This window comes from Belnapia mucosa (genome assembly GCF_016775475.1).
GTDB classification, from domain to species: Bacteria; Pseudomonadota; Alphaproteobacteria; order Acetobacterales; family Acetobacteraceae; genus Belnapia; species Belnapia mucosa.
This window is the reverse complement of record NZ_JAEUXJ010000005.1, coordinates 226510-252699: the sequence shown is the minus strand read 5'-3', so window position 1 is coordinate 252699 and position 26190 is coordinate 226510. Positions and strand designations below refer to the sequence as shown.

Genomic DNA, 26190 nt, shown 5'->3' with positions numbered 1-26190 from the left:
GGCCGGCATGGTCAAGGCTTCGCGGCTCCTCCGGACCGCTCCCGAATCCCGTTGAAACGGGTTACAGTCTGTCCATATAACCACATCACGGGGATAACCCCCTTTGGGAGGTTCGAGACACCTATGGCCCTTCAACCCGACTATCGCGCCACGACGGGTGCGCCTGGCTGGGGTCGCGTTGCGACCGCCGACGCGGTCGCCATCGATGCCGGGCTCCGGGCGTACATGCTCCGGGTCTATAACTGGATGGCCTCGGGGCTGGTACTGACAGGCATCGTCGCCTACATGATCGCCAATGTGCCGGAGCTCCAGGCGCTGTTCTATCAGCGCGTGATGACGCCGCGCGGCGCGGTGGTGCAGCCGACGATCCTGGCCTATGTCGCCATGTTCGCCCCGCTGGCCTTCGTCATGGTGCTCAGCTTCGGCATCAACCGGCTGTCCAAGGGCACCGCGCAGGCGCTGTTCTGGGCCTTCGCCGCGGTGATGGGCGCCAGCATGGCGCATATCTTCCTGGTCTTCACCGGCGCTTCCGTGGCGCGGGCCTTCTTCGTGACCGCGGGCATGTTCGCCGGCATCAGCCTCTATGGCTACACGACCAAGGCCGACCTGACGCGGATGGGCAGCTTCATGATGATGGGCCTGATCGGCATCATCATCGCCGGGCTGGTGAACATGTTCATCGGCTCGACGGCTCTCCAGTTCGCCATCAGCGTGCTGGGCGTCGTGGTCTTCACCGGCCTCACCGCCTATGACACGCAGCGGATCAAGTCGGACTATGTCCAGTATGCCTATGCCGAGGGCACGGACGAGGCCGGCAAGCGCAGCGTGATGGACGCGCTCGGCCTCTACCTGAACTTCATCAACCTGTTCCAGCTGATGATGCAGTTCATGGGCGTGCGCCAGAGCAACGACTGAGCCCTCGCAGGCTGCGAGAGCACGGGCCCCGGGGAGCGATCCCCGGGGCTTTTTTCATGGCCGCAGCTGCAGCACCCGCCCCACGCTCTCATCCGTCAGGATGTAGACCAGCCCGTCCGGCCCTTGCAGCACCTGCCGGAACCGCGTCCGGCCCCAGAGCAACCGCTCCTCCCCGGTCACCCGGTCGCCCTCCGTCGTCAGCCGCACCAGGCCGGGCGGGTTGAGCGCCGCGAGGAACAGGCTGCCGCGCCAGGCCGGGAAGGCATTGCCGGTATAGAAGACGATCCCCGAAGGGCTGACCGAGGGCACCCAGAAATGGATCGGCTCCTCCATATCGGGGCGCGCGGCGCCTTCGCCGATCCGGCTGCCGTCGTAGTCGATGCCCTTGGTGACAACCGGCCAGCCGTAATTCCGCCCGGGGCGGAGGATGTTCACCTCATCCCCGCCGCGGGCGCCGAATTCAGCCTCCCACAGGCTGCCGGTCCAGGGATTGACCGCGAGGCCCTGCGGGTTGCGATGGCCATAGGTGAAGATCTCGGCCCGCGCGCCGGGCCGGCCGGCGAAGGGATTGTCCGCCAGTGCCGCGCCGTTGCGCGCCAGCCGCAGCACCTTGCCGCCGAGGTCGTCCAGCCGCTGCGCCCGCGCCTTGGTCACATAGCGCTCGCCGGTCGAGAGATACATCGCCCCGTCCCGGCCGAAGACGATGCGGCAGCCATAATGGTTGCGCCCCTCCGCCTGGGGCGGGGTCGCATCGAGGATCGGCGTCGCCGCCTCCAGCGCCGTCGCATCGGGGGAGAGCCGGGCGCGCACCAGCCGGGTCAGGGCACCGCCTTGCACCAACGCCGCCTGGCAGAGATAGAGCTCGCGCGTCGTGGCGAAATCCGGGGCGAGCGCCACGTCCAGCAGCCCGCCCTGGCCACGCGCCTCCACCGCCGGCACGCCGGTGAGCGGGGCGGAGAGCGCGCCATCGCGCCCTACCACCCGCATCCGCCCCGGCCGCTCGGTCAGCAGCAGCCGGCCATCGGGCAGGAAGGCGCCGCCCCAGGGATGGTCGAGGCCGGTGGCGAATTCCGCCACCTGGAACCCCTGCTGCGCCCGGCCGGAGCTCGGTGCCAGCAGCAGGGCCGCCAGGATGGCGAGGGCGGTCCTCAGGCGAGGTTGCCCGCGATCCAGTCCTTCAGCGCCGTCTTCGGCAGGGCGCCGACCTTGGTGTCGAGCAGCTTGCCGTCCTTGAAGAGCAGCATGGTCGGGATGCCCCGCACCGCATACTCGTTCGGGGTCATCGGGTTCTCGTCGATATTGACCTTGGCGATGGTCAGCTTGCCCTCGTACTCCTTGGCAATATCGTCGAGGATCGGGCCGACCATGCGGCAGGGGCCGCACCACTCGGCCCAGAAATCGACCAGCACGGGGCCGGACGCATCCAGCACATCCTGCTTGAAGCTGTCATCGGTCACAGCCTTGGTGAGTTCGCTCATCGGGTTTGCGCCTCGCTCCGGGGGCCGGATCGGCCCCACCATGTCCCCAGAATTCGTTGGCCGGGGTGCCCTGGTCAAGGCCGGCCCCGATGCGGGGCCGCTATGACACCGGCGCGGGGAGGTGCTCGTCGAGCAACTCCGCGGGAAGCGGCATCAGCCGGGCGCCATAGGTCCAGACCAGGGCGCAATCCACCGCCCGCCCGGGGAAGGCCTGGCGCAGCACCGCCCGATAGGCCGCCATCTGCCGGAGATAGAGCGGCGCCACATCCTCCGGCCGGGTCGGCGGCGGGCGGTTGGTCTTGTAGTCCAGCACCAGGACACGCTTCGGCGAGACCACCAGCCGGTCCACCTGGCCGCTGACCAGCCGCCCCTCCAGCCGGCCGGCGATCGGCGCCTCGGCGAGGCTGTCCGGCCCGAAGGCGGCGGCGATGGCGGGGGCCGAGAGCAGGGCCAGCACCTCCTCCAGCATCTCCACCTGCTCCGCCGGCTCCAGCCCATGGCCGGGGCGGGCGAGGAAGCGCGACGCCGCCTCGCGCCGCTCGGCCTCCGGCCGTTCCGGCAGGTGTTGCAGCAGGGCGTGCATGATCCGGCCGCGGCGGAAGCGCCGCCCGCCGGGATCGGTCTCGCCATGCGGCGCGGCGGCGGGCGTCTCCTGCTCGCCGGGCAGGGCCGAGGGGCTGAGTGCCGGCTCCGGCGCCTCGGCCGGGGCGGGGCGGGTGGCCCAGTCGGGCAGGGGGCCGGCGACCTCGGCCGCCGCGGCGACGGCATCCTGCACCGGCGGTTCCTCCTGCGCGCAGTCCAGCCGCCAGCCGATGCAGTCGCCGAAATCGCAGGCTGACGGGGCGCCGAAGCGGTAATGGTCGAAGGGATGCTCGGCGGCCAGCGGCAGGCGGCGGAAGCCGGCGGCGACGTGCAGATACCACTCGCCCGGTTCCTTGCCCCAGCCGCAGACCACCAGCCGGTCCTCGGCCCGGGTCAGCGCCACATAGAGCAGCCGGTTCTCCTCCTCCTGCCGCCGCGCCTCGTCGGCGGCCTTGGCGGCGAGGAAGGCAGGGGCGTGGAAGCTCTTGTTCGGTGCCCAGAGCGGCAGGTGGAGGCCATCCCCTTCCAGCCAGCGGATCGCCTCGCTGCCCGTGCCGCTGCCGACATCGGGGAGGATGACGATCGGGGCCTGCAATCCCTTGGCATTGTGGACGGTCATGATGCGCACCGCATCGCCCGCCGCCTCCGCCTCCCGCTTCACCTCGGCCCCGCCCTGGCGGAGCCAGTGGAGGAAGCCCTGCAGGCTCGGCGGGTGCCGCCGTTCATAGGTCAGCGCGGCGTTCAGCAACTCGTCCAGCACATCGGCTGCCTCCGGCCCGAGGCGGGCCAGCAGCCGCGCCCGGCCCCGCGTGCCGTCCATCGAGGGCTCGCCCAGCACCTCGGCCAGCAACGCATGCGGGGTGACGAGGTCGGCCCGCGCGGCGAGCCGCGCCAGCCAGGAGGCCGCCCGCGCCGCCGTGCCATCCGCTGCCTCGCCCTGATGCGCCATCAGCGCGCCCCAGAGCGAGCCATGGCGGCCATGCGCCAGCTCCAGCAGCCCCTCCTCGCTGAGGCCGATCAGCGGGCTCTTCAGCAGCGCGGCGAGCTGGAGGTCATCCTCCGGCAGCAGCAGCACGTCGCACAGCGCCAGCAGGTCCATCACCGCGATATGCTCGACGAGCTTGACGCGCGTGACGCCCGCGACCGGCACCTGCCGCGCCTTCAGCGCGCGCACCAGCAGCGGCACCAGCGCCACATTGGCCTGCTTCCGCAGCAGCACCAGCACATCGCCCGCGCGCACGCCGCGGCCGCGGGCCGGCAGCTGCTCGGTCCTGATCATGTGGTCGATGCGCGCCGCCAGCGCCTCGGCCATCAGCGCCTCGGCGCTCGCCACGCGCTGCGGCTCCAGCGGCACCTGCCAGGGCTCCGGCGCCGGCGTTTCGGCCGGGCGGAGCAGCGGCCACAGCTCCACGCTGCCCGCATGGCCCTGCCGGTCGGGCAGGTGCAGCAGCCGCTCGCCATCCGGCACCACGCCCTGCCGCGCCGCGCCATCGGCGAAGACGGCATCGACCAGCGCCAGCACCGGCGCGGTGGAGCGGAAGGAGACGTCGAGCTGCACCTGGCGGAACTCGCCGCCGCCCGCCAGGACCTGCGCGCCGTAATGCCGCTGCCAGGTGGCGAAGCCGGCGGCATCCGCCCCCTGGAAGCCGTAGATCGCCTGCTTGATATCGCCGACCGCGAAGACCGTCCGGCGCGGCGCCTCTGCCTCCACCGCCGCCGCGGAGAGCGAGCGGGCCCGGCCGCGCTCGATGCCCGCGCCGGCGAAGAACTCCCCGGTCAGTGCGGCGGCGATGCCCCATTGCGCCGGGTTGCTGTCCTGCGCCTCGTCCAGCAGCACATGGTCGAGGCCGCCATCCAGCTTGTAGAGCACCCAGGCGCTGCCGGGATCCTCCAGGATGCGCCGCACATGCTCGATCAGGTCGCCATAGCCGAGCATGCCGGCCTGACGTTGCCGCGCCCGCGTGCGGTCCAGCACCGGCGCGGCCAGCGCCAGCAGCGCACCCGTCGCGGCGGCGAGGCGGCAGGCGGCGCGCTGCTCGGCAATCTTCAGCAGCCGCTCGCCCTCGGCCTGCAGCGCCGCCAGCACCTCGGCCTGCCGCGCACCGACGCTTTTGGTGGCGAAGCCCGTGCCGGCGCGGACCGTGCCTTTGTCCGTGATGAAGAATTTGTGCCAGTCGTCGAAGCGCGCCGCGCGCGCCTCGGCCTCGGCGCCGATCCAGGCGGCGATCTGGGCCGCGCGCTTGCGGTCGTTCTCGTTCTTGCTCGCCTCCAGCAGGCTCGCCGCCATGCGCAGCGGCGCTTCCTCCACGGTGCAGGCAGCGGCGATCACTTCCGCCTCGTCCAGGCTGTCCGGCGCGCCGAGTGCCGCGGCCAGGCGCAGCCGGAGCCCGGTGACGCCGTTGCAGCCATCGAGGCAGCGCACCAGCCTCTCCCGCGCCGTGTCCTGCAGCAACGCGCGCGTCACATCGGCGAAGGTATCGGCCGAGGCGATGCCGGCGAGCAGGGCGAGTTCCTGCGCCACTGCATTCGCATTGGCCAGCACCGATTCGCGTGCTTCGGCCAGCATCGCGGCAGCGTCCTGCTCCTCCAGCACCGCGAATTGCGGCGGCAGCCCGGCTTCCAGCGGGAAGCTGCGCAACAAGCTTTGGCAGAAGCTGTGGATGGTCGAGATGCGCATGCCGCCCGGCATCTCCAGCACCTCGACCAGCAGCCGCCGCGCCCGGTCGATGCCGCGCGAATCGGGATCGATCCCGGTAAGGCGGCGGATCTGCGCCGCCAGCACCGGCTCCTCCGCCACCGTCCACTCGCCGAGGCGGCGGCGCAGGCGCGCCTGCATCTCCGCCGCCGCGGCGCGGGTGAAGGTGAGGCAGAGGATGCGGCCCGGCACCTGATCGGGGTCGAGCAGCAGCCGCAGCACCCGGTCGATCAGCACCTTGGTCTTGCCCGAACCAGCCGAGGCGCCCACCCAGGCGGAGACGGCGGGATCGGAGGCCAGGCGCTGCTGCGCCTCGGCCCGTGCGCGCGCATTCTCGCTCATGCCGGCCCCCGCGCATCCTCGGCACCCGCCCATTCGGCGAGGCGCGAGAGGTGATCGTAATCGCCACCCGCCGGCGCCCGCTTCGGATGCGGCCGGGCGGTGAAGGGCCGGTCGCCCAGCAGGAAATCACCCACCAGCTCGATCAGTGCAGTCTGCGCCGCATCGGCCAGCTGGCGCACCAGCAACTTGTCCTCGGCGGCGGCCTTCTCCTCGCCGGGCTTCGGACCGCCGGAGAGGCGCCAGTAGAGCAGCGCCCCGGCATCCTCGGCCGGCACGCGCTCAAAGCCGCCGGCCGCGGCGATCGCGGCCTCCAGCGTCAGCTGCGGCTTGCGGCCGTCCCGCACCGCCTCGCCGCTCGGCGGCTCGCCGGTCTTGTAGTCGAGGATACGGAGGCCCCCCGGCAGGATGTCGATGCGGTCGGCATAGGCCGTCAGCCGCACCTCCCGCCCGCCGAAGCGGAGCGGCAGCTCGCCCCGCACCTCCACCTCGCTGCGGATCGGGCCATGGCCGGCGCGCAGCGCCGCCTCCTGCTCCACGGCGAAATCGCCGATGCGGGCGAGGCGCGGGGACCAGAAGGCGGCGAGGCCAGGGCGCGGCGAAGATTCGGCCAGCGCGGCGCGGGCCGCATCCTCCCACCACTGCCGCGCCGCATCCTCGCCCGGCCAGGGCTGGCCGGAGAGGCGGCGGACGAAGCCCGCCATCGCCGCATGCACCAGGTTGCCGTAGTCGAGCACGCCGGCATCCGCCTCCAGCGGGTCGAGCGGATAGAGCCGCAGCACATGCCGCGCATAGAAGGCGTAAGGGTCGGCGATCAGCGTTTCCACCTGCGTCACCGAGAGCCGCACCGGCCGCTGCTCCGGCCGCGGGCGCGGGGCAGGGCGGGCGCAGGGCATGGCGCGCTCGGCGCGGTCGAGCCGGGCCGCCCAGGCGATGGCCGGGCTCGGCTCCAGCCGCAACCCCTCCTGCCCGGCGAGGAAGGTTTCCAGCCGTGTCAGCCAGCGCGCCGGCAGGGTCGGAGCGCCGCCGCGGCGCTGGGCGCGTGACAGCACGGCTTCGGGGGCGGAACAGGCGGTCAGCAGGAAATCCGCGCAGACGCGGCCGATGCGCGCCTCGGGCTCCGGCAGGCCGAAATCGCGGCGCATCGGCCGGCTCATCCAGGGGCCGGGATCGGTCGCCAGGGGCCAGACCGTCTCATCCAGCGCGCCGAGCACGACGCGGTCGAAGGTCAGCAGCCGGGCTTCCAGCAGGCCGAGAATCTCGACCCGCGGATGCGGCCCGCCCTCGCGGCCCCGGCTGCCGCGCAGGCTCGGTGCCGCCGCGCCATCCATGGCGGCATCGAAGAGCGAAGGCCAGGCCTCGGCCGAGAGCGGTGGCAGCAGCGCCATGGCCGGCGCCAGCGAGGCGAGGTGGGAGGCCAGCGCCTCGCCTTCCTCCCCGGCATAGAGGCGGAGGCCGCCCGGCAGGGTCGGCGTCGCGGCCAGGGCCTCGGCGGCGGCCAGATGATCGGCGAGCAAAGTCGCCGGCGGGCGCACCGCCGAACCGAGGCCGGTAAAGGGGCCGAGCGCCGCCTCCAGCGCATCGAGCAGGCCATCGACCTCGGCCAGCGCTTCGGCCTCCGACTCGCGGGCGAGGCCGGATCGGGCCGCCGCGCGCAGCCCGGCCAAGCCCGGCGCCGGGCGGGGGCCGCGCAGCGCCGCGCGTTCCAGTCGGCGCACGGCCGAGAGCCAGCGCGTGCGGTCCCAGCCGCCGGCGCAAAGCGGGTGCTTGAGCACCGAGAGCAGCGGCACCGGCGCCAGATCGGCCGCCGCCATGCGGGCGATGAGGCGGAGGAAGCTGCCGGTCGGCGTCTCGCCCAGCGGCTCACCGGCGGAGTCATCGGCGGTGACGCCGTGCCGCGCCAGCTCGGCCGAGACCCGGCGGGCGAGGTCGCGGTCGGGGGTGACGAGGGCGACGCGCGCCGCCGGGTCCTCCAGCGCCTCGCGCAGGGTCAGCGCGATGGCGGTCGCCTCGGCCTGGGCATCGGGCGCGGTCAGCAGGGTCAGGCCTTCGAGCGCCGGGCGCCATTCCTCCGGCCGGCGGGACTGCCAGGCGGGCAGGCCGGCGGCGGGGCGCAACGCCATGCCGAGCAGGTCCGGCCGGCGCTGCGGGGCGGCGCGTTCGGCGTTTTCCTCGGGACAGCCGTGCCAGCGCCCCACCTGATCGGCACCGACCTTCAGCGCCGCGAGCAGCCGGCGCTGGCCGCAATAGGGATGGGTCGGGGACTCGGGGATGGCGTCCCAGACCCGCTCATCGGCCGAAGCCTTGTCGATGCCGTGCAGCACGACCTTTCCGTAGGGTAGGTCATGCGCGATGACGCGCAGCAGGGCCTCGGCCGCCGGGATGGTGCCGCCGACGCCGATGCCGGCGGCGATCACCGGGTCCCGTGGCGGGTCCTGCTGCCAGGCGAGGGTCTGGGCGCGCAGCGCCTGGGCGCGGCGCATGCCGATATCGAGCAGCCCCTCGCCTTCGAGCCAGTGCTGCCACTGCGCCATGACGCCGCGCAGGAAGGCGAGGGTGATCTGCCAATGCGCCGCATGCGTCTCCGGCACCAGCTTGGCGAGGCGCTCCAGCCAATGCTCGGCCAGGGCGACGGGCGGCGTCTCGGCGAGCAGGTCGAGGTCGCGCTCCTCCAGCGCGATCTCATCCAGCAGCGTGCCGAGGGCGCCGGCCAGCGACCAAGCCTGGTCGGGCGTCGCCGGGCCGCCGCGTTCGCGCGGCAGGCGGGAGATGAAGCCGGTCAGCACCGCCTGCCGGCGCAGCGGATCGACGGCGGGCGGCAGGTCGAGCAGGTTCGGCAGGGCCAGCTCGTCCGCATCCTCGGTCGAGAGGCCGGCCAGCGCGCGCATCCGCGGCAGCAGCAGCGCCCGCCCCTCGGCGGCGCGGAGAAAGGCGGTGCGCAAGGCGCGGGCAGAGCGCCTTGTCGGCAGCAGGATGGTGACACGCGACAGGCGCTCCGGCGCATCGCCGGGCACGTCCTTCAGCACCCCGGCCGCGAGGCAGTCGAGGAAGGGCAGGTGCGTCGGGATGTGGAAGAGCGCCATCGGCTAGAACAGGGCCCGCACCAGCCCCGCCTGCATCGAGGCCTCGGCGCGCTCCAGATCGGCGGGCGTCGAGAGGTGGAACCAGATGCCGTCATGCACCAGCGCGTACAGGCGCCCGGCGGCGATGGCGCGGTCATAGAGGCGGTTGAGGCTGAAGGGCCCGGCGGGCGCGCCCTCGAACAGGGCGGGGGTCAGGATCTGGACGCCGGAGAAGATATAGGGCGCCAGCTCCAGCTCCTTCGGCCGGCGCACCCGGCCGAGCGGGTCGAGGTGGAAGTCGCCGCGGCCGACCTCGCCATCCACCTGGGCGGTGCGGACGACCAGCAGCAGCCCGTCCATCTGCTCCGGATCGAAGATGGCGGCCATGCGGGCGAGCGCCGGCGTCGGGCCATCCAGCACCACGCTGTCGCCGTTCAGCACCGCGAAGGGGTCGGGGCCGAGCCGGGGCAGGGCGCGCGTCACGCCGCCACCCGTCTCCAGCAGCAGATCCTCGCGCTGCAGGGCGATGTGCGGCGAGTCGCGGCGGGCGACGGCGGCGGCGACCTGGTCGGCATGCCAGTGCGCGTTGACCACAGCATTCTCGACGCCGATCGAGTCGAGCCGGTCGAGGGCACGGTCGAGCAGGCTGCGGCCGTCCAGCATCAGCAACGGCTTCGCGGTGGTCTCGGTGAGCGGCCGCATCCGCAGGCCAAGCCCGGCGGCGAGGACCATGCCATGGGTGAGCGTGATCAAGCGGCCTCCACAGGGTTGCGCCGCATCTCCTGCGGCACATGGGTATCGAGGAATTGGCGGAGCGGGGCACAGGCGGGCTGCGAGAGCGAGCGGTCCAGCAGCGCCCAGCAGCGCGGGCCGTGTATCAGATAGCCCGGCTTGTTGTCCCGCTGCGCCAGCCGCACCCAGAGCGCGGCGACGCGCAGATGCCGCTGTGCCCCACAGGCCGCCATGGCGCCGAGGAAGTCGCCGCGATCGAGGCCGGGGCGGGCGGCGAGATAGGCGGCGAGGGCCGCCCGCCGCACCTCCGGCGCCACGTCCCGCCGCGCATCCTCGACCAGGGAGACGATGTCATAGGCGGGGTGGCCGATGGCGGCGTCCTGGAAATCGAGGATGCCGGTGCGACGCACGCCCTGGCGGGCCTCGAGTCGCATCAGATTGGCCGGGAAATAGTCGCGGTGCACGAAGCCCCGCGCCCCGGCGAAAGGCGCCAGCATCTCGGCCAGGGCGGCGGCGAGGCCGGTCCGGACCTCGGCTGCGGGCGGCGTGCCGAAGGCGGCGGGCCACCACCAGTCGAGGAAGGTCGCCTCCGTCGCCCGCGTCATGGCCGCGGCATCCCAGGCCGGCAGGCCGGGCGGCAGGGGCGCGGCATGCAGCGCGGCCAGGGTCTCCGCCGCCTCCACATACAGGGGCCCCGGATCGGCCCCGGCATCGAGGAGCGCGGCATGGGTCGCGTCGCCGAAATCCTCGACGAGGAGGAAGCCCGCCGCCTCATCGGCCGCGATCACCTCCGGCACCGAGAAGCCGGCCGAGAGCAGGTGCCGGGCCAGCGCATGGAAGGGCCGGACATCCTGCGGCGGGGGCGCGTCCATCAGCAGCGCCGGGCGCGGCCCGCCGGTCAGGCGGGCATAGCGGCGGAGATCGGCATCGCCGGCCAGCGGCTGGCGTGCGGCCGTGGCATAGCCACGGGCGGCGAGGAAGGGTTCGGGGAATCTCATCCGGCCAGCCCATGCAGCCGGCCGGGCCATCCGTCCAGCGTGGCGATGCGCGCCTCCTCACGATCCGCATGGGCGAGGCGCAGATGCAACGCCCCCTCCGGCGCCAGCGGGCCGAGCCGGTCGGGCCATTCCACCAGCACCAGGCCGCGCCGCGCCTCCTCCCAGCCCAGCTCCGTGAGGTCCGTGGGGCCGTCGAGCCGGTAGAGGTCGAAGTGATGCGCCTCGAGCCCGCCCGGCAGCTCGTAGCTCTGCACCAGGGTGAAGCTGGGCGAGGGCACTTCCAGCGCCGGGTCGCCGGCCAGCGCCCGGAGGAAGGCGCGGGCGAAGGCGCTCTTCCCGGCGCCGAGCGGGCCTTCCAGCAGGATCGCGTCGCCGGCCCGGGCGCGGGGGGCCAGGCGGGCGGCCAGCCTCTCGGTGGCCTCGGGGTCGGGCAGCGCGACGGTCAGGGGCATCGGGGGTTGGTATAGCGTCTCTTTGGCCGTAAGACCCGCGGCCTCTGCGGGGATATGGCCATGGCCATCGAGACGGATGTGGCGATCATCGGCGCGGGCCCGGTCGGGCTCTTCGCCGTGTTCCAGTGCGGCATGCTGCGGATGCGGAGCGTCGTCATCGACGCGCTGGATTCGATCGGCGGGCAATGCGTCGCGCTCTACCCCGAGAAACCGATCTACGACATCCCCGCCCATCCGGCGATCGAGGGCGCGGCCCTGATCCATCAGCTCGAGGCCCAGGCGGCGCCCTTCACCCCCGTCTACCTCCTCGCCCGGCGGGTGGAGCGGTTGGTGGCGGAGGGGGAGACCTGGCTCCTCGGCACCAGCGCGGGGGACGAGGTGCGGGCCAAGGCGGTGGTGGTCGCGGCCGGGGCCGGGGCCTTCGGGCCGAACCGCCCGCCGCTGGCGGGGCTTGCGGGCTACGAGGCCTCGGGCGCCGTGCGCTACGCCGTGGCGCGGCGCGAGGAGTTCCGCGACAAGCGGGTGGTGATCGCGGGCGGCGGCGACTCGGCGGTGGACTGGGCGCTCTCGCTGAAGGATGTCGCGGCGAAGGTGGTGGTCGTCCATCGCCGGCCGAAATTCCGCGCCGCCCCGGAAAGCGCCGCGCGGCTGGAAGCCGCCGCCGCGCGGGGCGAGGTGGAGATGGCGATCCCCTACCAGCTGCATGGGCTGGAAGGGGATGGCGCCCGGCTGTCCGGCGTGGTGCTGGCGACCCTGAAGGGCGAGGAGAAGACCGTGCCGGCGGACCATCTGCTGGCCTTCTTCGGCCTCTCGATGGAACTCGGCCCGATCGCCGACTGGGGCCTCGGCCTCAGCCACAGCCATGTCTCGGTCGTGCCCGCCAGCTGCGAGACCAGCCTGCCGGGCGTCTATGCGATCGGCGACATCGCCACCTATCCGGGGAAGCTGAAGCTGATCCTCCAGGGCTTCTCCGAGGCGGCGATGGCGGCCCATGCCATTCATCCGCGGGTCTTCCCCGGGGAGGCGCTGCACTTCGAATACAGCACCACCCGGGGCGTGCCGGGCTAGCGGGAGGCCGCCCCCGCCCTCCGTCATGGCCGGGCTCGACCCGGCCATCCGGGGAGGGATGCCCGGGTCAGGCCCGGGCATGACGAGGTGGCGCCTGGGCAGGACGATGCGGGCGCCACCGCCTAGCCACCCAGCAGCGCAGCGAAGTTCGGGGCGTTTTCGGACAAATGCGGCTGCGCCCGCACCAGCCGCAGCGCAACATTGAAAAAGCCGCAGAAGCGGTCGGCATGGGCGCCGGTGCCGACCGGATACTGCAACATCCGCCATCGGTTGGTTTCGGACAAATCCGCCCGGACCGACCCGGCATTGTAGGCGCAGGCGACGACCGGCGGGTCGAGCCGGGTCTGCGCCGCCGCCTCGGCCAGGCAGGCGGCACCGGCGGCGATGCTGGTCTCCGGCCGGCGCAGCTCCTCCGGCGCCACCGGCCGGCGCAGCACCGCCCGGGCGGTCGAGAGCAGGGTCTGCATGCAGCCGATGGAGACGCGGTGCGGCGTCGCCTCATAGCCGCGGAAGCCGGGCTCCTGCCGCTCGGCGGCCGGGTCGCCGCCGGATTCGGTGCAGAGGCAGGCGGCGATCAGCTCCAGCGGCAGGGCGTGGCGGCGGGCCTCGGCGCGGATCGGCCCGCCGAAGCTGGTCAGGACGCGGCGCAGCATCGCCTCCTCCGCCTTGCCGCCGGCGATCGTGCCGCGGTCGAGCAGGATGCCCTCCGCGGTCAGCCGCCAGAGCACGCCGCCGCCGAACCGGGCATGCGGCCGGGCCAGTTCGGCCAGCGCCGCCGGCGAAAGCGGGTCGAAGGCGGCCGGCGCCTCCGGGCAGAGGCGCGACCAGAGCGCCGGCCCCACCACCCCATCCGGGGCGAGGCCGAGCAGGCTTTGCAGCGCGGCGACGGCGGCGGCGGTGCGCGGGCCGAACAGCCCATCCGCGACCCGGATCAGCCCCGCCAGGGCGGGCCAGGGGCCGGATTGCAGCCGGCGCTGCAGCCAGAGCACATCCTCGCCGCGCATCATCGGCTGGGCGAGGCGGAGGGTGCGGGGGCTCATGGGCAGCTCCGGCGCTGGGCGGCAAGGGCGGCGGCGAGTTGGCGGGACTGGAGCGCGCGGCCAGGGGCCGGCGCGGCCGAGCGGCATTCGGGCGGCAGGGCGGCCAGGATGGCGCAGCGGCCGCGGCCGGGCGGTTCGAGCAGGGCCAGCGCCAGCCGGGCGGAGCCGGCATGGGCGCAACCCTCGGGGTCGGCCGGCGCGCCGCGGCGCAGCGCCTCGGCGGCGGCCAGCTCGGCGGCGGCATTCGCCGCCGGGTCGCCGGCCCCGGCGGTGATCGCATCCTGCGCCGCGGCAGCGAGGTTGAGCGGGATGCGGCGTGGGCTGTCCGGGGCCAGCGCCGCCTGCCAGGCGGCGACGGCGCAGGGCAGGTCGCCCTGCCGCCGGCAGGCCGCGGCGCGGATCTCCTGGGCCTGGCGGCATTCCGGGGCGGGCCCGGCGCAGGGCGGTGCCTCGGCGGCGAGGCGGGCGGTCTCGCCGCGGGCCAGCAGGTCCTTGTCGGCCTCCAGCCGCTGCACCGCGCAGCCGGCGAGGAGGATCAGGGCAAGCACCGCCCTCATGCCGCGGCCGCCGCAAGCAGGCGGCGGAGCAGCGGCGCTGCTCCCTCCGGGTTGGTGGCGAGGCCGGTCAATTGCAGCACCAGGCTGTCCAGGTCGCGCCCGGCCGGTTCCTGCCGCAGCGCCGCCAGCGCCTCCCGCAGCGCCGCCTGGGGAATGGGCGGGGCGGCGAGCCCGGCCGGGGCGAGGCTGATCGGCGCCGCATCCACGGCATCGAGCGCACCATCCAGCAGCCGGCCGCGGAATTGCTGCAGGCCCTCGGCGAATTCCTCCTCGCTGGCGAAGCGGCCGGGGGTGGCGAGTTCGGCGCGGGCGGCCTCGGTCTCGCCCTGCGCCAGGGCGGCGAGGCGGGCGGCGGTGGCGAAGCGCGCGGCGGGTGGGAGGTCCGGCGTGAGAAAGATCCGGGCGAGGATCGGCGCGGCTTCGAGCGCCGCCAGCGCCACCGCGCCATCCACCGGGCCGGGCGGGAAGAGGTCCGCGGTATAGGGCCGATCGAGGATACGGGTCTTCCAGCGCGCGAAATGCTCGGCGCCCTGGCCGATGGCCTGGACGGCGCCGAGGCCGATGGCGGCGACCAGCCCGGCCGGGCCACCGAGGCCGAGCAGGGCGGGGCTGGCGCGGAAGGCGGCCAGCGCATCGCCGATCAGCGCCGCGGCCGGATGGTTGGTGCCGAGGGCCGCCGTGACCGCGCTGCCGGCAGCCTCCACCGCATCCCGCAGGGGGAGGGGCGGTGCTGCCTGCGCTCCGACGGGTGGCGGCGCGGGCTGGCGGGACTGCTCGCCCTGGCGGGTGGCGAAATAGAAGCTGATGACGGCGCCGATGAAGCCGGTCAGGGCCTCGGCGCTGGCCAGGCCGAGCGGGCGCTGCAGCCCGATCAGCAGGAAGCCGAAGATCACGATGAAGCAGGAGATCAGCGCCCGGATCGTGCCATCCGGCACGCCGCAGGGCAGTTCGGTCAGCCGGGCGAAGGCGGCGGGACCGGCGGCACGGGCCTCGGCCAGGAGCCGGCGGGCGAGCAGAGCAAGGAGCGCCGCCATGCCAATGACGAAGAGGACCAGCGCGCCGATGACCAGGGCGATGGACCAAGCGGGGGGCGCGGCCGCGGCCTCCTCGAAGAAAAGGGCCGCGGCCTGCGGGTGGATCGGGGGGTGGTGCACGGGTCCCTCCTGCTGGGTGCAGAAGGGAACGTATTAGGAATGAATAACCCCGTAAAGCTTATTTTCCTAAGGCGCTCAGCTGGCCTTGGGGCTGTTCTCCAGCATGGATTTCAGCCGCTCGGCATCGGCGCGGGGGGCGTGGACGCTGACCGAGGCACCGCTGCCCTCGCTGGTGATCTCGGCGCCGCGCCGGTCAATCGGGCCCTCGCGCACCAGCGTTTCCAGCGCCAGCTTGGCGCTTTCCTGGCTGGGGAAGGGCACGGTGAAGCGCACCATGTCGCCGCCCGTCCCCGGATGGTCGTCGGAGCCGGCCATCAGCTGCTCGGGCGGCACGGCGCGGGAGCCCTGGGCCGCGGTATGGCCGACCGGGTCGCTGGCCGGAAAAGTATCCTCGACTGCCGCTTCCACATTGGCGTCGCGGGTCTGGTCCGGGCGTTCCTGCTTGCTGCTCGACATTCTCTGTCCCCGTATTGCTGTCGGAACCGCAACGCCCGGGGCGGGGGGCGGTTCAGCCCAGCCTCTCCTCCCGCCAAAGGCCGAGCTTCTCCTGCGCCGCCCGGTCGGAATAGGCGAAGAGCGTGAGCGGCCGGTCGGCCCGCAGCTCCAGCGCATGCCAGGAGGGGATGACGAGCAGGTCCCGTTCCTCCAGCGGATGCTCCACGCCCTCGATCCGGGCGGTGCCGTGGCCCTCGACCACGACCAGGACGGTGCCGTCGGTGCTGCGGCGCGGCCGGGTCTCGAAGCCCGAAGGCAGGTGCCGGACATGGGCGGCGATGGTCGGCATCACCGGGCCCCCATCGGCCGGGTTCACGAATTCCAGCGCATGGCCCAGATGCGGGTCCGGCGCCTCGGCCGCGGCCAGCGCGAGCAGGCTCTCGCGCCACTCCGTGTAGGGGTAGTGGAAGAGCGGCTGGCGGGCCGGCCGGCGGTCGGCCCCGGTGCCGCGCAGCGGGCGCAGGTTGCGGCCATAGCGGCGGAGGCTGTCGCCGGGCGGCACCGTCTCCGGATGGGCGGCGCTCGGCAGGCGCTCGGCGAAGCTCGCCTCGTAGAAGCGGACGGTCGGGATATCGAGCCCGTCGAGCCAGATCATCGGCCGGTCGCCCTCATTGCCATGGTCGTGCCATTGCCAATTCGGCGTGAGCACCAGGTCGAAGGGCCGCATCACCGCGCGTTCGCCATCGACCGCGGTGAAGGCGCCGTCGCCCTCCATCACGAAGCGCAGCGCGCATTGCGCGTGGCGATGGCAGGGCGCCACCTCGCCGGGGAGGATGAGTTGGAGGCCGGCATAGAGGCTCGGCACGATGGCGGAGCTGCCGGCGAGGCCGGGGTTTTCCAGGATCAGCACCCGCCGCTCGGCCTGCTCGGCGCTGATCAGGTCGCCGGCGCGCATCAGGTAATCGCGCGCCGGGGCATAGGCCCAGCGATGCGGGCGTGCCGCCGAGCGCGGCGTCGGCGTCACCAGCGCCGAGAGCACCTCCCAGAGCGGATAGAGGCTGTGCGGCCGCATCTCGGCATAGAGCGCCTGGAGCTGCGCCTGCTGGTCATGGGCCAGGGTCCTGCTGCCGTCCATTCCGGGCTTCCTCCGCTGCGGCCGAGGATAGGCGCATGCCCGGGCGGGGGCGAGGATGGTTGCAGTGCAGCACGCTTCGGTGCAGCTACGGCGCGCGCCTGCGGAGTGAGCCCATGACCCCCATCCCCTGCCCCTTCGGCCGCATTGCCCTCGTCCTGCAAGGCGGTGGCGCGCTCGGTGCCTATCAGGCCGGCGTCTATCAGGCGCTGCACGAGGCGGGGCTGGAGCCCGATTGGCTGGCCGGCGTCTCGATCGGCGCGATCAATGCGGCGATCATCGCCGGCAACCGGCGCGAGGACCGGGTGCCCCGGCTGCGGGCCTTCTGGGAGAGGGTGACGGAGCGCGCGGTCTGGCCCTTCGCGCCGGAGGGCGACGACCTGCGGCGCTTGCGCAACGGCACCAGCGCGCTGGGGACGCTGGCCTTCGGCACGCCCGGCTTCTTCACGCCGAACCGGCTCAATCCCTGGCTCGCCCCGCGCGGCGCCGCCGGCGCCACCGCCTTCTACGACACCGCGCCGCTGCGGCGGACGCTGGAGGAGCTGGTCGACTGGTCGCTGCTGGCGAAGGCGGGCGGGCATCCGCGCCTGGCGGTCGGGGCGGTGAATGTGATGACCGGCAATTTCCGCTATTTCGACAGCGCCCAGCAGCATCTGGTGCCGGAGCATGTCATGGCCTCGGGCGCGCTGCCGCCAGGCCTGCCGATGGTGAAGGTGGACGGCGCCTGGTACTGGGATGGAGGCCTCGTCTCCAACACCCCGCTGCAATACCTGCTGGAGGACGAGACGGATGGGCGCGACGCGCTGGTCTTCCAGGTCGATCTCTTCCCCGCCCGCGGCGCCCTGCCGCGCGACATGGAGGAGGTGCTCGGGCGCGAGAAGGACATCCGCTACTCCTCCCGCACCCGGATGAACACGGATGCCTATACGCGGCACCGGCGCTGGCAGCTTCGCCTGCGGGCGGCGCTGGCCAAGGTGCCGGAAGCGGCACTGACCGAGGAGGAGCGGGCGCTGCGCGACAGCCTCGCGCGCCTGCCGCGGCTGGCGATCCTGCAGATGGTCTATCAGGCGCGGGCCTATGAGGGGCAGGCCAAGGACTACGAATTCGGCCCCGAGACCATGCGCGAGCACTGGGCCAGCGGGCATGAGGATACGGTGCGAACCCTGGCACGGCGGGATTGGCTGGAACTGCCGCCGGAGGAGACCGGCATCGTCACCCACGACCTGCACCGCGAGGCGGAGTAGGCCCAGACCGGGTGCCGTGCGGCAAGCTCCGGCAGGCTGCTACGGCAGGCCGTTCCTGACATGCCGGAGGAAGGCGGGGCGCAGCGAGAGCCGCTCGTAATACCCTGCCAGCGCCGGCATCGCCGGCCGTTCGACGCCGCGCATCGAGAACCAGCGATGCACGACGAAGCCCGCCGGAATGTCGGCCAGGGTGAAATCCTCGCCCGCCAGGAAGGGGCCGCCATCGGCGAGCGCCGCGTCGATCTGGCCCATGCGCATCGCATATTCGGCGCGGCCCTGCGCCACGAACCAGGAGTTGTTCCAGGGCGCCAGGTCCAGCTCCCCGCCGAGATAGGCGCCCTTCATCGGCAGGGTCATGTCATAGGCCACCCAGTCCATCCACTGCTCGACCCGGGCGCGGGCGGCAGGCGCTTCGGGCAGCAGATGCACGGCGCCTTCCCGCGCCGCGAGGTAGCGGAGGATCACATGCGATTCCCGCAGCACCACCTCCCCATCGACCAGCACCGGCACGGTGCCGAGCGGATTCAGCGCCAGGAACGCCGAGTCTGCGGTCGGGCGATGGCCACGGCCCCAATCCTCCTGCGCGAAGGGCAGGTCGAGCTCGGCCAGAAGCCAGAGCACCTTCCGCACGTTATAGGCATTGGATCTGCCCAGCAGTTTCAGCATGGCGCTGCGCTCCCCTCCGGCCTTGCGCCCAGGCTTGGCCATTCGCACCTGATCCGCAACAGCGAAAGGCCCCCGCGATGAGCCAGCGGCAGTTGAAGCTCGGCGCCTTCATGCGCCCGGTCAGCATCCATACCGGCGCCTGGCGCTATCCCGGCGCCTTCCCCGACGCCAACTTCAACTTCGCCCACTACAAGCGCTTCATCCAGACGCTGGAGCGCGGCAGGTTCGACGCCTTCTTCATGGCCGACCACCTGGCGCTGCTGAACATGCCGATCGAGGCGCTGAAGCGCAGCCATACCGTCAGCAGCTTCGACCCGCTGACCCTGCTGCCCGCGCTCGCCGCGGTGACGGAGCGCATCGGCCTCATCGCCACCGCCTCGACGACCTATAACGAGCCCTATCACATCGCCCGCAAATTCGCCTCGCTCGACCATATCAGCGGCGGCCGGGCGGGCTGGAACCTCGTCACCACCTCCAACCCCGATGCGGCGCTGAATTTCGGCCAGGACGAGCATATGGCCCATGGCGAGCGCTACCAGCGGGCGCGCGAGTTCTTCGAGGTCGTGACCGGCCTCTGGGATGGCTGGGCCGACGATGCGCTGATCCGCGACGTCGAGAGCGGCATCTTCTTCGACCCCGACCGGGTGAAGCCGCTCGACCATGTCGGCCCCGAGTTCAAGGTCCGCGGCCCGCTCAACGTGGCGCGTCCGGTGCAGGGCTGGCCGGTCATCGTCCAGGCCGGCGCCTCGGAGGCAGGGAAGCAGATCGCCGCCGAGACGGCCGAGGCGGTCTTCGCCGGCGCCGGGACCCTCGCCGATGGCCAGCGCCTCTATGCCGATATCAAGGGGCGGATGCCCGCCCTCGGCCGCGACCCGGACCATCTGAAGATCCTCCCCGGCTGCTTCGTCGTGGTGGGCGAGACGGTGGCGGAGGCGCGGGCCAAGCGCGCCCATCTCGACAGCCTGGTGCATTACGACAGCGCCATCGCCTCCCTCTCCATCGCCCTCGGCACCGATGCCTCGCAATTCGATCCGGACGGCCCGCTGCCGCCCATCCCCGACACCAATGCCAGCAAGAGCGGCCGCGAACGCGCCATCGCGCTCGCCGAGCGCGAGGGCCTCACCGTCCGCCAGCTCGCCCAGCGCCTCGGCGGCTATGCCGGCCTCGCCATGGTCGGCACGCCCCAGACCATCGCCGATGAGATGGAAGCCTGGCTGGAGGGGTGCGGCGCGGACGGGTTCAACGTGATGTTTCCCTGGCTGCCCGGCGGCCTCGACGAATTCGTGGACCGGGTGGTGCCGGAGCTGCAGCGCCGCGGCCTGTTCCGCCGGGAGTATGAGGGCACGACGCTGCGCGACCATCTCGGCCTGCCGCGGCCGCGTAACCGGGTCTTCCCGGAGGGTTGAGCCGCGCCGTGTTGTGGCAGAGCGGCGGCGGCCCATATGCTGCCCTATGGGACATCGCCTCGCCGCCGCGGCCTGCCTCGCCCTGCTCCCCGCCGCCGCGCGGGCCGAGCCGCTCGTCGCCCGCTACGAGGTCCATGCCGCCGGCCTCACCGTGATGAAGGTCGAGGCCCTGCTCGACATCGACGGCCCGAACTACCTGGTCCGCACCCGCACCCAGATGAACGGCATGGTCGGCTTCTTCGCCCGCGGCGACCAGGTAACCTCCGCCGAGGGCGCCTGGCGCGGCACGGAGCCGGTGCCTGCCCGCTACCGCGTCAACGGCACCTGGCGCGGCGACCAGCGCGTGGTGGTGATGGACTACACCCCTGCCGGCATGCCCGTCCTCCGCGCCATCGAGCCCTCGAACAGCGAGCGGGAGCCCGTCCCCGCCGCCCTCCAGGCAGGCACCATTGACGCGCTCTCGGCCCTGGCCAAGCTGACCCGCACCGTGGCCCGGACCGGACGCTGCGATACCGGGGCGCGGGTCTATGACGGCCGCCGCCGCGCCGACTACACCGTCCAGACCGCCGGCCAGGGCGTGCTGCCGGCCGAGGGCGGCTTCGGCGGCCCCGCCCTCAAATGCGTCTTCGAGGGCCGCCTGCTGGCCGGCCGCCTCGACGACCAGGATCCCGAGGAGGCTCGTCGCCCGCAGACCGCCGATATTTGGCTCGGCCAGCCCCTGCCGGGCCGTGGCCCCCTCCCGGTCCGCATCGAGCTGCCGACCCGCTGGTTCGGCACCGTCCGCGCCGTGCTGGTCTCCGTCGAGCCGGCCGCTTCAGCCCGGGCCATGGCCCAGGGGCAGCGCTAGCAGCGCCGGCAGCAGCGCCGCCGGGCTGTCGATCACCGCCGCCGCCCCCTCGGCCATCTCCGGCCGCCCATAGCCCCAGCCGGCGAAGAGGGAGGGCACCCCGGCGCCGCGCGCGGCCAGGATGTCGTTGCGGTGGTCGCCGATCATCACCGCCCGGTCCGTCCCGCCCCCCGCCGCCGCCAGCGTGCCGAGGAGATGGCCGGGATCGGGCTTGCGGACAGGGAAGCTGTCGCCCCCGCCCACCGCCGCGAAGCGCCCCGAGAGGCCCAGCGCGCCGAGCAGCGCCGCCGTCGCCGCCGCCGGCTTGTTGGTGCAGACCGCCAGCCGCCAGCCCGCTGCCTCCAGCCCCGCCAGCGTCTCGGCGATGCCGGGGAAGAGGGCGGTCGCCTCCGCCGCCCGGACGGTGTAGTCGGCGCTGAAGCTCTCCAGCGCCGCCGGGTCGAAGGGGAGGCCGCGGGCCGCCAGGGCGCGTTCCACCAGCACCCGGACGCCGTCGCCGATCATCCCGATCACCTCCGCCCGGGCGAAGCCGGGCCGGCCGAGCCGGGCCATCAGCCGGTCCAGCGCGGCATGGATATCGGGCGCGCTGTCCACCAGGGTGCCATCGAGGTCGAAGAGGGCAACGGGTTCGGTCATGCCGCCACCCTCGCCCGCCCGGTCATATCCGGCAATCCATCTTGACATCGCGGGGCTTGCCGGCGGCCCCCGGCCCGGACTACCCCGAGACATGCCCGCTGCCATCATCCTCGCCGCCGGCCTCGGCACCCGCATGCGGAGCGCGCTGCCCAAGGCGCTGCACCCCATCGCCGGCCGGCCGATGCTCAACCACCTGATCGCCGCCTGCGAGCCGGTCTTCGACCGCATCGTGGTGGTGGTGGGGCCCGACATGCCGGCGCTGGAAGCGGCCGCCCGGCCGCATGCGACCGTGGTGCAGGCCGAACGCCTCGGCACCGGCCATGCCGCCGCCCAGGCCGCGCCGCTGCTGGCCGACTATCCCGGCGATGTCGCCGTGCTCTATGCCGACAACCCGCTGATCCCGACCGCGACCCTTGCCCGTCTGCTGGCCCGGCGGGGGGAGGCGGGGCTGGCGCTGCTCGCCATGCGGCCCGCCGACCCGGCCCGCTATGGCCGCGTCGTGACCGATGCCGCGGGCGATGTGCTGCGCGTGGTCGAATGGGCCGATGCGGATGCGGCGGAACGGGCCATCCCGCTCTGCAATGCCGGCGTCGTTTGCGCGCCCGCCGCCGAGCTGTTCCGCTGGCTGGCGGCGGTGCGGGCCGAGAATGCCAAGGGGGAATACTACCTTCCCGACGTGGTCGGCCTGGCCGTCGCCGAGGGGCGGCGCGTGGTCGCAGAGGAAGCCGCCGAGGCCGACCTCGCCGGTGCCAATAGCCGCGCCGAGCTGGCGGGGCTGGAAGCGCAGATGCAATCCCGCCTCCGCGCCGCCGCCATGGAGGGCGGGGCGACGCTGGTGGCGCCGGAGACGGTTTTCTTCTCCTGGGATACGCGGCTGGGCCAGGACGTGACGGTCGGGCCGCAGGTCGTCTTCGGTCCCGGCGTCGCGGTCGAGGATGGCGTCGAGATCCGCGCCTTCAGCCACCTCGAATCCTGCCATGTGCGGCGCGGCGCGATCATCGGCCCCTATGCGCGCCTGCGGCCGGGGACCGAGGTAGGGGAGGGCGCGCATGTCGGCAATTTCGTCGAGCTGAAGGCGGCGCTGCTTGGCCCGGGCGCCAAGGCGAACCATCTCAGCTATCTCGGCGATGTGACGGTAGGCTCCGGCAGCAATATCGGTGCCGGTACCATCACCTGCAATTATGATGGCGTGAACAAGCACCGCACCGAGATCGGTGCCGGCGCTTTCATCGGCAGCGACACCGCGCTCGTCGCGCCCGTCCGCATCGGCGACCGTGCGCTGGTCGCCGCCGGCAGCGTCATCACCGAGGACGTGCCGGACGACGCCATGGGCATCGCCCGCGGCCGGCAGGCGGTGAAGCCGGGGCGTGGGTTCAAAGGCAAGAAGGGGCGCTAGCCATGTGCGGAATCGTCGGCGTCATCGGCAAGGCCTCTGCGGCACCGCTGTTGCTGGAAGCCCTGCGCCGCCTCGAATATCGCGGCTATGACAGCGCCGGCATCGCCACGCTGGTGAATGGCCATATCGAGCGCCGCCGCGCCGAGGGGAAGCTCGGCAATCTCGCCGGCGTGCTGGAGCGCGACCCGCTGCCCGGCACCACCGGCATCGGCCATACCCGCTGGGCGACGCATGGCGCGCCGACCGAGCGCAATGCCCATCCGCACAGCACCGCCCGCGTCAGCGTCGTCCATAACGGCATCATCGAGAACCATGCCGAGCTGCGCGCCGAGCTGGAGGCCAAGGGCGCCGTCTTCGAGACCGAGACGGATACCGAGACCTTCGTCCGCCTGGTGGACGACTTCCTGCATCAGGGCCGCGCGCCCGAGGCCGCCTTCGCCGCGGCCTTGAAGCGCGTCCATGGCGCCTTCGCGCTCGCCGCCATCTTCGCCGGCCATCCGCGGCTGCTGCTCTGCGCCCGGCAGGGCGCGCCGCTGGCCATCGGCTTCGGCGAGGGCGAGATGTTCGTCGGCTCCGACGCGCTGGCCCTCGCGCCGCTGACCCGCCGCATCGCCTATCTCGAGGAAGGCGACTGGGCGGTGGTGGATGGCGAGGGTGCCCGCTTCTTCGATGCCCGCCACCAGCCGGTGGAGCGCGCCATCGTGCAGACCGCCGTCTCCGGCGCCGTGGTCGGCAAGGGCAATTACCGCCACTTCATGGAGAAGGAGCTGCACGAGCATCCGGCGGTGCTCGGCGACACGCTGCGCCAATACCTCGATCCGAAGACGCTGGAGGTGCGGCTGCCGCGCCTGCCCTTCGACCCGGTCCGCGTGCCGCGCCTGACCATCTCCGCCTGCGGCAGCGCCTTCCTCGCCGGCATGGTCGGCCGCTACTGGATCGAGCAGCTGGCGCGGCTGCCGGTGGATGCCGATGTCGCCAGCGAGTTCCGCTACCGCGATCCGCCGCTGCCGGAAGGCGGCGCTGCCATCCTGGTCAGCCAGTCGGGCGAGACGGCGGACAACATGGCCGCGCTGCGCCTGCTGCGGGAGGCGGGGCAGAAGGTGCTCTCGGTGGTGAACGTGCCCGAAAGCTCCATGGCGCGGGAGAGCGACGGGGCGCTGCTGACCGTGGCGGGGCCGGAGATCGGCGTCGCCTCAACCAAGGCCTTCACCGCCCAGCTCGCAGTGCTCGCCTGCCTCGCCATCGGCTTCGGCCGGGCGCGGCGGGAGCTCTCGACGCTCGATGAGGGGCGGCTGACCCAGGCGCTGCTGGAAGTGCCCGGCCATGCCGCCGCCATCCTGGAGCGGGACGAGCAGATCAAGACCCTCGCCGCCGAGGTGGCGAAGGCGCGCGACGTGCTCTTCCTCGGCCGCGGCAGCCTCTACCCCATCGCCCTCGAAGGCGCGCTGAAGCTGAAGGAGATCAGCTACATCCATGCCGAGGGCTATGCCGCCGGCGAGATGAAGCATGGGCCGATCGCGCTGATCGACCGCGAGGTGCCGGTCATCGCCCTCTGCCCCAGCGGGCCGCTCTTCGAAAAGACGGCGAGCAACCTGCAGGAGGCGGCGGCGCGCGGCGGCCGCATCATGGCCTTCACCGATGCGGAAGGCGCCGGCCCGCTCTCCCGCTTCGCCGAGCGGGTGATCGAGATGCCGCATGCGGGCGACTTCGCCGCGCCGATCCTCTACGCCATCCCGGTGCAGCTGCTGGCCTATCATGTCGCGGTGCTGAAGGGCACCGATGTGGACCAGCCGCGCAACCTGGCGAAGAGCGTGACTGTCGAGTAGGGCGGGGGCTCAGCCCCCGCCGGCCAGCTCCGCCAGCGCCCGGCTCCGCTCCTCGGTCGCTGCCTGCAGGGCGGCGCGCCAGGCGCGGGCCTGCGCCTCGTCCCCCTCCAGCGCTGTGGTCATGGCCGCAACCATGCGCCGGACCTCGGCCGGGGCGGGCCCGCCGGGGATGCTGCGCGAGGCGACCGAGCGGACGGGATCCATCGCCTCCGCCACCTCCTCCGCGCTGAGGCCGGAGGCGCGGCCAGCCTCCTGCTGCGAGGCGGCATCGACGATCTCGAGACTTGCCTCATGCGCGCCGAGGCCGCGATCCATCAGCGCCCGCACCACCGCGCCGGCGACATGGTGCGCGGTACGGAAATCCATGCCCCCACGCCGCACCAGGAGGTCGGCGAGGTCGGTCGCGGTGGAGTGGTTGGCCCGGGCGCGCGCCAGCAGCAGCGGCGCGTTCGGCTCCACCGTGGCGGCGGCGATGCCGGCCAGGGCCAGCGCCCGCCGCGCCTCCAGCAGCCCCGGCCAGACCATCGCCAGGCCTTCCCGATGCGCATCCAGCGTGTTGGTGAAATGGCTGCCGCGGATGCAGCCGCCGGCCGAGGCGAAGGCCGCCACCACATGCGCCGCCTTCGCCTTCAGATGCTCCAGCACCACCGGGTTCTTCTTCTGCGGCATGATGGAGGAGGTGCCGCAGACGCTGTCGGGGAATTCCACGGCGGCGAATTCATGGGTGACCGAGACGAACATGTCCTGGGCGAAGCGGCTGAGGGTCAGCGCCAGCTGTGCCGCCGCCGCCGTCAGCTCCACCGCGAAGTCGCGGCTAGCGACGCAGTCGAGCCCGTGTTCCAGCACGCCGTCGAAGCCGAGCAGCCGGGCGGTCAGCGCACGGTCGATCGGGAAGCCGGTGGTGGCCAGCGCCGCCGCGCCCATGGGCGAGAGGTTGAGGCGCTTCCAGCCATCCAGCAGCCGCCCGGCATCGCGCGCGAGCGCCGAGGCGAGGCCGGCCAGGTAGAAGCCGAAGGTGATGGGCTGCGCCGGCTGGAGATGCGTGTAGCCGGGCATCACCACCTCGGCGAAGCCGGCGCCGCGTTCCAGCAGGATGCGGCGGAGCGAGTTCGCCGCCTCCAGCAGGTCGAGCAGCGTGTCGCGCGCCCGCAGCCGGTCGAGCGAAGCCGAAAGGTCATTGCGGCTGCGCCCGATATGCAGCCGCCCACCGGTATCGGCATCGGTCAGCGCGATCAGCCGGGCCTCGATGTTGAAATAGGCATCCTCCAGCGCCGGATCGGGCTCGATCGCGCCGGGGCCTTCGGCTTCCATCCGGCGCAGCGCCGCCGCAATGCGGCTGGCGGTGGCCGGAGTCAAAATTCCCTGCTTGGCCAGCATCACCAGATGCGCGCCGTTCAGCGCCGCGAAATAGGGGAAGGCCGCCACCAGTTCTCCGGCCAGGCGCGGGCGGTAGATATGTTCCAGCAATTCGGGCGCCATGCCCTGGGTGAGGCGGCGGCTGACCTTGGACTGCGACATGTCGAGAAGCCT

22 protein-coding genes are annotated in these 26190 nt (G+C 73.0%); 7 read left to right on the top strand and 15 right to left on the bottom strand.

Annotation, left to right across the window (positions count from 1 at the left end):
- Positions 1-123: 123 nt before the first annotated feature.
- Positions 124-915: a Bax inhibitor-1/YccA family protein gene (locus tag JMJ55_RS14680; RefSeq protein WP_202826307.1), complete on the top strand. Its 792-nt coding sequence runs from the start codon at positions 124-126 to the stop codon at positions 913-915.
- Between the two features lie 54 nt (positions 916-969).
- On the opposite strand, the gene JMJ55_RS14675 is transcribed toward JMJ55_RS14680, so the two are convergent.
- From JMJ55_RS14675 to tsaE, 7 genes are all read right to left on the bottom strand, one after another.
- The gene (locus JMJ55_RS14675) at positions 970-1992 is read right to left on the bottom strand and encodes a PQQ-dependent sugar dehydrogenase (RefSeq protein ID WP_328702652.1); all 1023 of its coding nucleotides are present in this window, start codon (positions 1990-1992) and stop codon (positions 970-972) included.
- A 71-nt stretch (positions 1993-2063) separates the two neighbouring features.
- Positions 2064-2393 (bottom strand): thioredoxin TrxA, encoded by a 330-nt coding sequence (gene trxA, locus JMJ55_RS14670; RefSeq protein WP_202826306.1) that lies wholly within the window; start codon positions 2391-2393, stop codon positions 2064-2066.
- 100 nt (positions 2394-2493) lie between these two features.
- Positions 2494-6012, bottom strand: a complete 3519-nt coding sequence (addA, locus tag JMJ55_RS14665; RefSeq protein ID WP_202826305.1) for a double-strand break repair helicase AddA — start codon at positions 6010-6012, stop codon at positions 2494-2496.
- The gene (gene addB, locus JMJ55_RS14660) at positions 6009-9092 is read right to left on the bottom strand and encodes a double-strand break repair protein AddB (protein WP_202826304.1); all 3084 of its coding nucleotides are present in this window, start codon (positions 9090-9092) and stop codon (positions 6009-6011) included. The genes addA and addB overlap by 4 nt, the downstream gene beginning before the upstream one ends.
- Before the next feature lie 3 nt (positions 9093-9095).
- The gene (locus JMJ55_RS14655; RefSeq protein WP_236033713.1) at positions 9096-9824 is read right to left on the bottom strand and encodes a nucleotidyltransferase family protein; all 729 of its coding nucleotides are present in this window, start codon (positions 9822-9824) and stop codon (positions 9096-9098) included.
- Positions 9821-10801, bottom strand: a complete 981-nt coding sequence (locus tag JMJ55_RS14650) for an aminoglycoside phosphotransferase family protein (RefSeq protein WP_202826303.1) — start codon at positions 10799-10801, stop codon at positions 9821-9823. The genes JMJ55_RS14655 and JMJ55_RS14650 overlap by 4 nt, the downstream gene beginning before the upstream one ends.
- The gene (tsaE, locus tag JMJ55_RS14645) at positions 10798-11253 is read right to left on the bottom strand and encodes a tRNA (adenosine(37)-N6)-threonylcarbamoyltransferase complex ATPase subunit type 1 TsaE (RefSeq protein WP_202826302.1); all 456 of its coding nucleotides are present in this window, start codon (positions 11251-11253) and stop codon (positions 10798-10800) included. Before tsaE ends, JMJ55_RS14650 begins: the two co-directional genes overlap by 4 nt.
- A 54-nt stretch (positions 11254-11307) precedes the next feature.
- On the opposite strand from tsaE, the gene JMJ55_RS14640 reads away from it, so the two are divergent.
- On the top strand, positions 11308-12321 hold the full coding sequence (locus JMJ55_RS14640; RefSeq protein WP_202826301.1) for an NAD(P)/FAD-dependent oxidoreductase: 1014 nt from the start codon (positions 11308-11310) through the stop codon (positions 12319-12321).
- Positions 12322-12443: 122 nt separating this feature from the next.
- Here JMJ55_RS14640 and JMJ55_RS14635 read toward each other — a convergent pair whose 3' ends face one another.
- The 5 genes from JMJ55_RS14635 to gtdA form a co-directional block, all read right to left on the bottom strand.
- A complete protein-coding gene (locus tag JMJ55_RS14635; protein ID WP_202826300.1) occupies positions 12444-13361 on the bottom strand; it encodes a peptidoglycan-binding protein in 918 nt (305 codons plus the stop codon).
- Complete coding sequence (locus JMJ55_RS14630; protein ID WP_202826299.1) at positions 13358-13918, bottom strand: hypothetical protein; 561 nt, start codon at positions 13916-13918, stop codon at positions 13358-13360. The genes JMJ55_RS14635 and JMJ55_RS14630 overlap by 4 nt, the downstream gene beginning before the upstream one ends.
- Entirely contained in the window at positions 13915-15072 is a 1158-nt protein-coding gene (locus JMJ55_RS14625) for a hypothetical protein (RefSeq protein ID WP_202826298.1), read from the bottom strand. Before JMJ55_RS14625 ends, JMJ55_RS14630 begins: the two co-directional genes overlap by 4 nt.
- A 75-nt stretch (positions 15073-15147) precedes the next feature.
- On the bottom strand, positions 15148-15528 hold the full coding sequence (locus tag JMJ55_RS14620) for a hypothetical protein (RefSeq protein ID WP_202826297.1): 381 nt from the start codon (positions 15526-15528) through the stop codon (positions 15148-15150).
- Between the two features lie 52 nt (positions 15529-15580).
- On the bottom strand, positions 15581-16642 hold the full coding sequence (gtdA, locus tag JMJ55_RS14615) for a gentisate 1,2-dioxygenase (protein ID WP_202826296.1): 1062 nt from the start codon (positions 16640-16642) through the stop codon (positions 15581-15583).
- Between the two features lie 113 nt (positions 16643-16755).
- Between gtdA and JMJ55_RS14610 the strand changes: the two genes are divergently transcribed.
- Positions 16756-17883, top strand: a complete 1128-nt coding sequence (locus JMJ55_RS14610; RefSeq protein ID WP_202826295.1) for a patatin-like phospholipase family protein — start codon at positions 16756-16758, stop codon at positions 17881-17883.
- Positions 17884-17922: 39 nt separating this feature from the next.
- On the opposite strand, the gene JMJ55_RS14605 is transcribed toward JMJ55_RS14610, so the two are convergent.
- Positions 17923-18549, bottom strand: coding sequence for a glutathione S-transferase family protein (locus JMJ55_RS14605; protein WP_202826294.1), 627 nt, complete (start codon positions 18547-18549; stop codon positions 17923-17925).
- A 77-nt stretch (positions 18550-18626) separates the two neighbouring features.
- Between JMJ55_RS14605 and JMJ55_RS14600 the strand changes: the two genes are divergently transcribed.
- On the top strand, positions 18627-19955 hold the full coding sequence (locus tag JMJ55_RS14600) for an LLM class flavin-dependent oxidoreductase (protein WP_202826293.1): 1329 nt from the start codon (positions 18627-18629) through the stop codon (positions 19953-19955).
- A 46-nt stretch (positions 19956-20001) separates the two neighbouring features.
- Positions 20002-20802: a DUF3108 domain-containing protein gene (locus JMJ55_RS14595; protein WP_202826292.1), complete on the top strand. Its 801-nt coding sequence runs from the start codon at positions 20002-20004 to the stop codon at positions 20800-20802.
- Here the strand turns inward: JMJ55_RS14595 and gph are convergent.
- Complete coding sequence (gene gph / locus JMJ55_RS14590; RefSeq protein WP_202826291.1) at positions 20770-21438, bottom strand: phosphoglycolate phosphatase; 669 nt, start codon at positions 21436-21438, stop codon at positions 20770-20772. The two genes, JMJ55_RS14595 and gph, sit on opposite strands and share 33 nt — an antisense overlap.
- Before the next feature lie 91 nt (positions 21439-21529).
- Here gph and glmU point away from each other — a divergent pair, with 91 nt between their 5' ends.
- Positions 21530-22834, top strand: coding sequence for a bifunctional UDP-N-acetylglucosamine diphosphorylase/glucosamine-1-phosphate N-acetyltransferase GlmU (gene glmU / locus JMJ55_RS14585; RefSeq protein WP_202826290.1), 1305 nt, complete (start codon positions 21530-21532; stop codon positions 22832-22834).
- Between the two features lie 2 nt (positions 22835-22836).
- Positions 22837-24660 carry a glutamine--fructose-6-phosphate transaminase (isomerizing) gene (glmS, locus tag JMJ55_RS14580; protein ID WP_202826289.1) on the top strand — a complete coding sequence of 608 codons (1824 nt, stop codon included), beginning with the start codon at positions 22837-22839 and terminating at the stop codon, positions 24658-24660.
- A 9-nt stretch (positions 24661-24669) separates the two neighbouring features.
- Here the strand turns inward: glmS and argH are convergent, their stop codons facing one another.
- Positions 24670-26178 carry an argininosuccinate lyase gene (gene argH, locus JMJ55_RS14575; protein ID WP_202826288.1) on the bottom strand — a complete coding sequence of 503 codons (1509 nt, stop codon included), beginning with the start codon at positions 26176-26178 and terminating at the stop codon, positions 24670-24672.
- Positions 26179-26190 lie beyond the last annotated feature (12 nt).

Coding starts and splice junctions, on each gene's coding strand:
- JMJ55_RS14680 (WP_202826307.1), top strand. CDS start 124: ATGGCCCTTCAACCCGACTATCGCGCCACGACGGGTGCGCCTGGCTGG.
- trxA (WP_202826306.1), bottom strand. CDS start 2,393: ATGAGCGAACTCACCAAGGCTGTGACCGATGACAGCTTCAAGCAGGAT.
- addA (WP_202826305.1), bottom strand. CDS start 6,012: ATGAGCGAGAATGCGCGCGCACGGGCCGAGGCGCAGCAGCGCCTGGCC.
- addB (WP_202826304.1), bottom strand. CDS start 9,092: ATGGCGCTCTTCCACATCCCGACGCACCTGCCCTTCCTCGACTGCCTC.
- JMJ55_RS14650 (WP_202826303.1), bottom strand. CDS start 10,801: ATGAGATTCCCCGAACCCTTCCTCGCCGCCCGTGGCTATGCCACGGCC.
- tsaE (WP_202826302.1), bottom strand. CDS start 11,253: ATGCCCCTGACCGTCGCGCTGCCCGACCCCGAGGCCACCGAGAGGCTG.
- JMJ55_RS14640 (WP_202826301.1), top strand. CDS start 11,308: ATGGCCATGGCCATCGAGACGGATGTGGCGATCATCGGCGCGGGCCCG.
- JMJ55_RS14635 (WP_202826300.1), bottom strand. CDS start 13,361: ATGAGCCCCCGCACCCTCCGCCTCGCCCAGCCGATGATGCGCGGCGAG.
- JMJ55_RS14630 (WP_202826299.1), bottom strand. CDS start 13,918: ATGAGGGCGGTGCTTGCCCTGATCCTCCTCGCCGGCTGCGCGGTGCAG.
- JMJ55_RS14620 (WP_202826297.1), bottom strand. CDS start 15,528: ATGTCGAGCAGCAAGCAGGAACGCCCGGACCAGACCCGCGACGCCAAT.
- gtdA (WP_202826296.1), bottom strand. CDS start 16,642: ATGGACGGCAGCAGGACCCTGGCCCATGACCAGCAGGCGCAGCTCCAG.
- JMJ55_RS14610 (WP_202826295.1), top strand. CDS start 16,756: ATGACCCCCATCCCCTGCCCCTTCGGCCGCATTGCCCTCGTCCTGCAA.
- JMJ55_RS14605 (WP_202826294.1), bottom strand. CDS start 18,549: ATGCTGAAACTGCTGGGCAGATCCAATGCCTATAACGTGCGGAAGGTG.
- JMJ55_RS14600 (WP_202826293.1), top strand. CDS start 18,627: ATGAGCCAGCGGCAGTTGAAGCTCGGCGCCTTCATGCGCCCGGTCAGC.
- JMJ55_RS14595 (WP_202826292.1), top strand. CDS start 20,002: ATGGGACATCGCCTCGCCGCCGCGGCCTGCCTCGCCCTGCTCCCCGCC.
- gph (WP_202826291.1), bottom strand. CDS start 21,438: ATGACCGAACCCGTTGCCCTCTTCGACCTCGATGGCACCCTGGTGGAC.
- glmU (WP_202826290.1), top strand. CDS start 21,530: ATGCCCGCTGCCATCATCCTCGCCGCCGGCCTCGGCACCCGCATGCGG.
- glmS (WP_202826289.1), top strand. CDS start 22,837: ATGTGCGGAATCGTCGGCGTCATCGGCAAGGCCTCTGCGGCACCGCTG.
- argH (WP_202826288.1), bottom strand. CDS start 26,178: ATGTCGCAGTCCAAGGTCAGCCGCCGCCTCACCCAGGGCATGGCGCCC.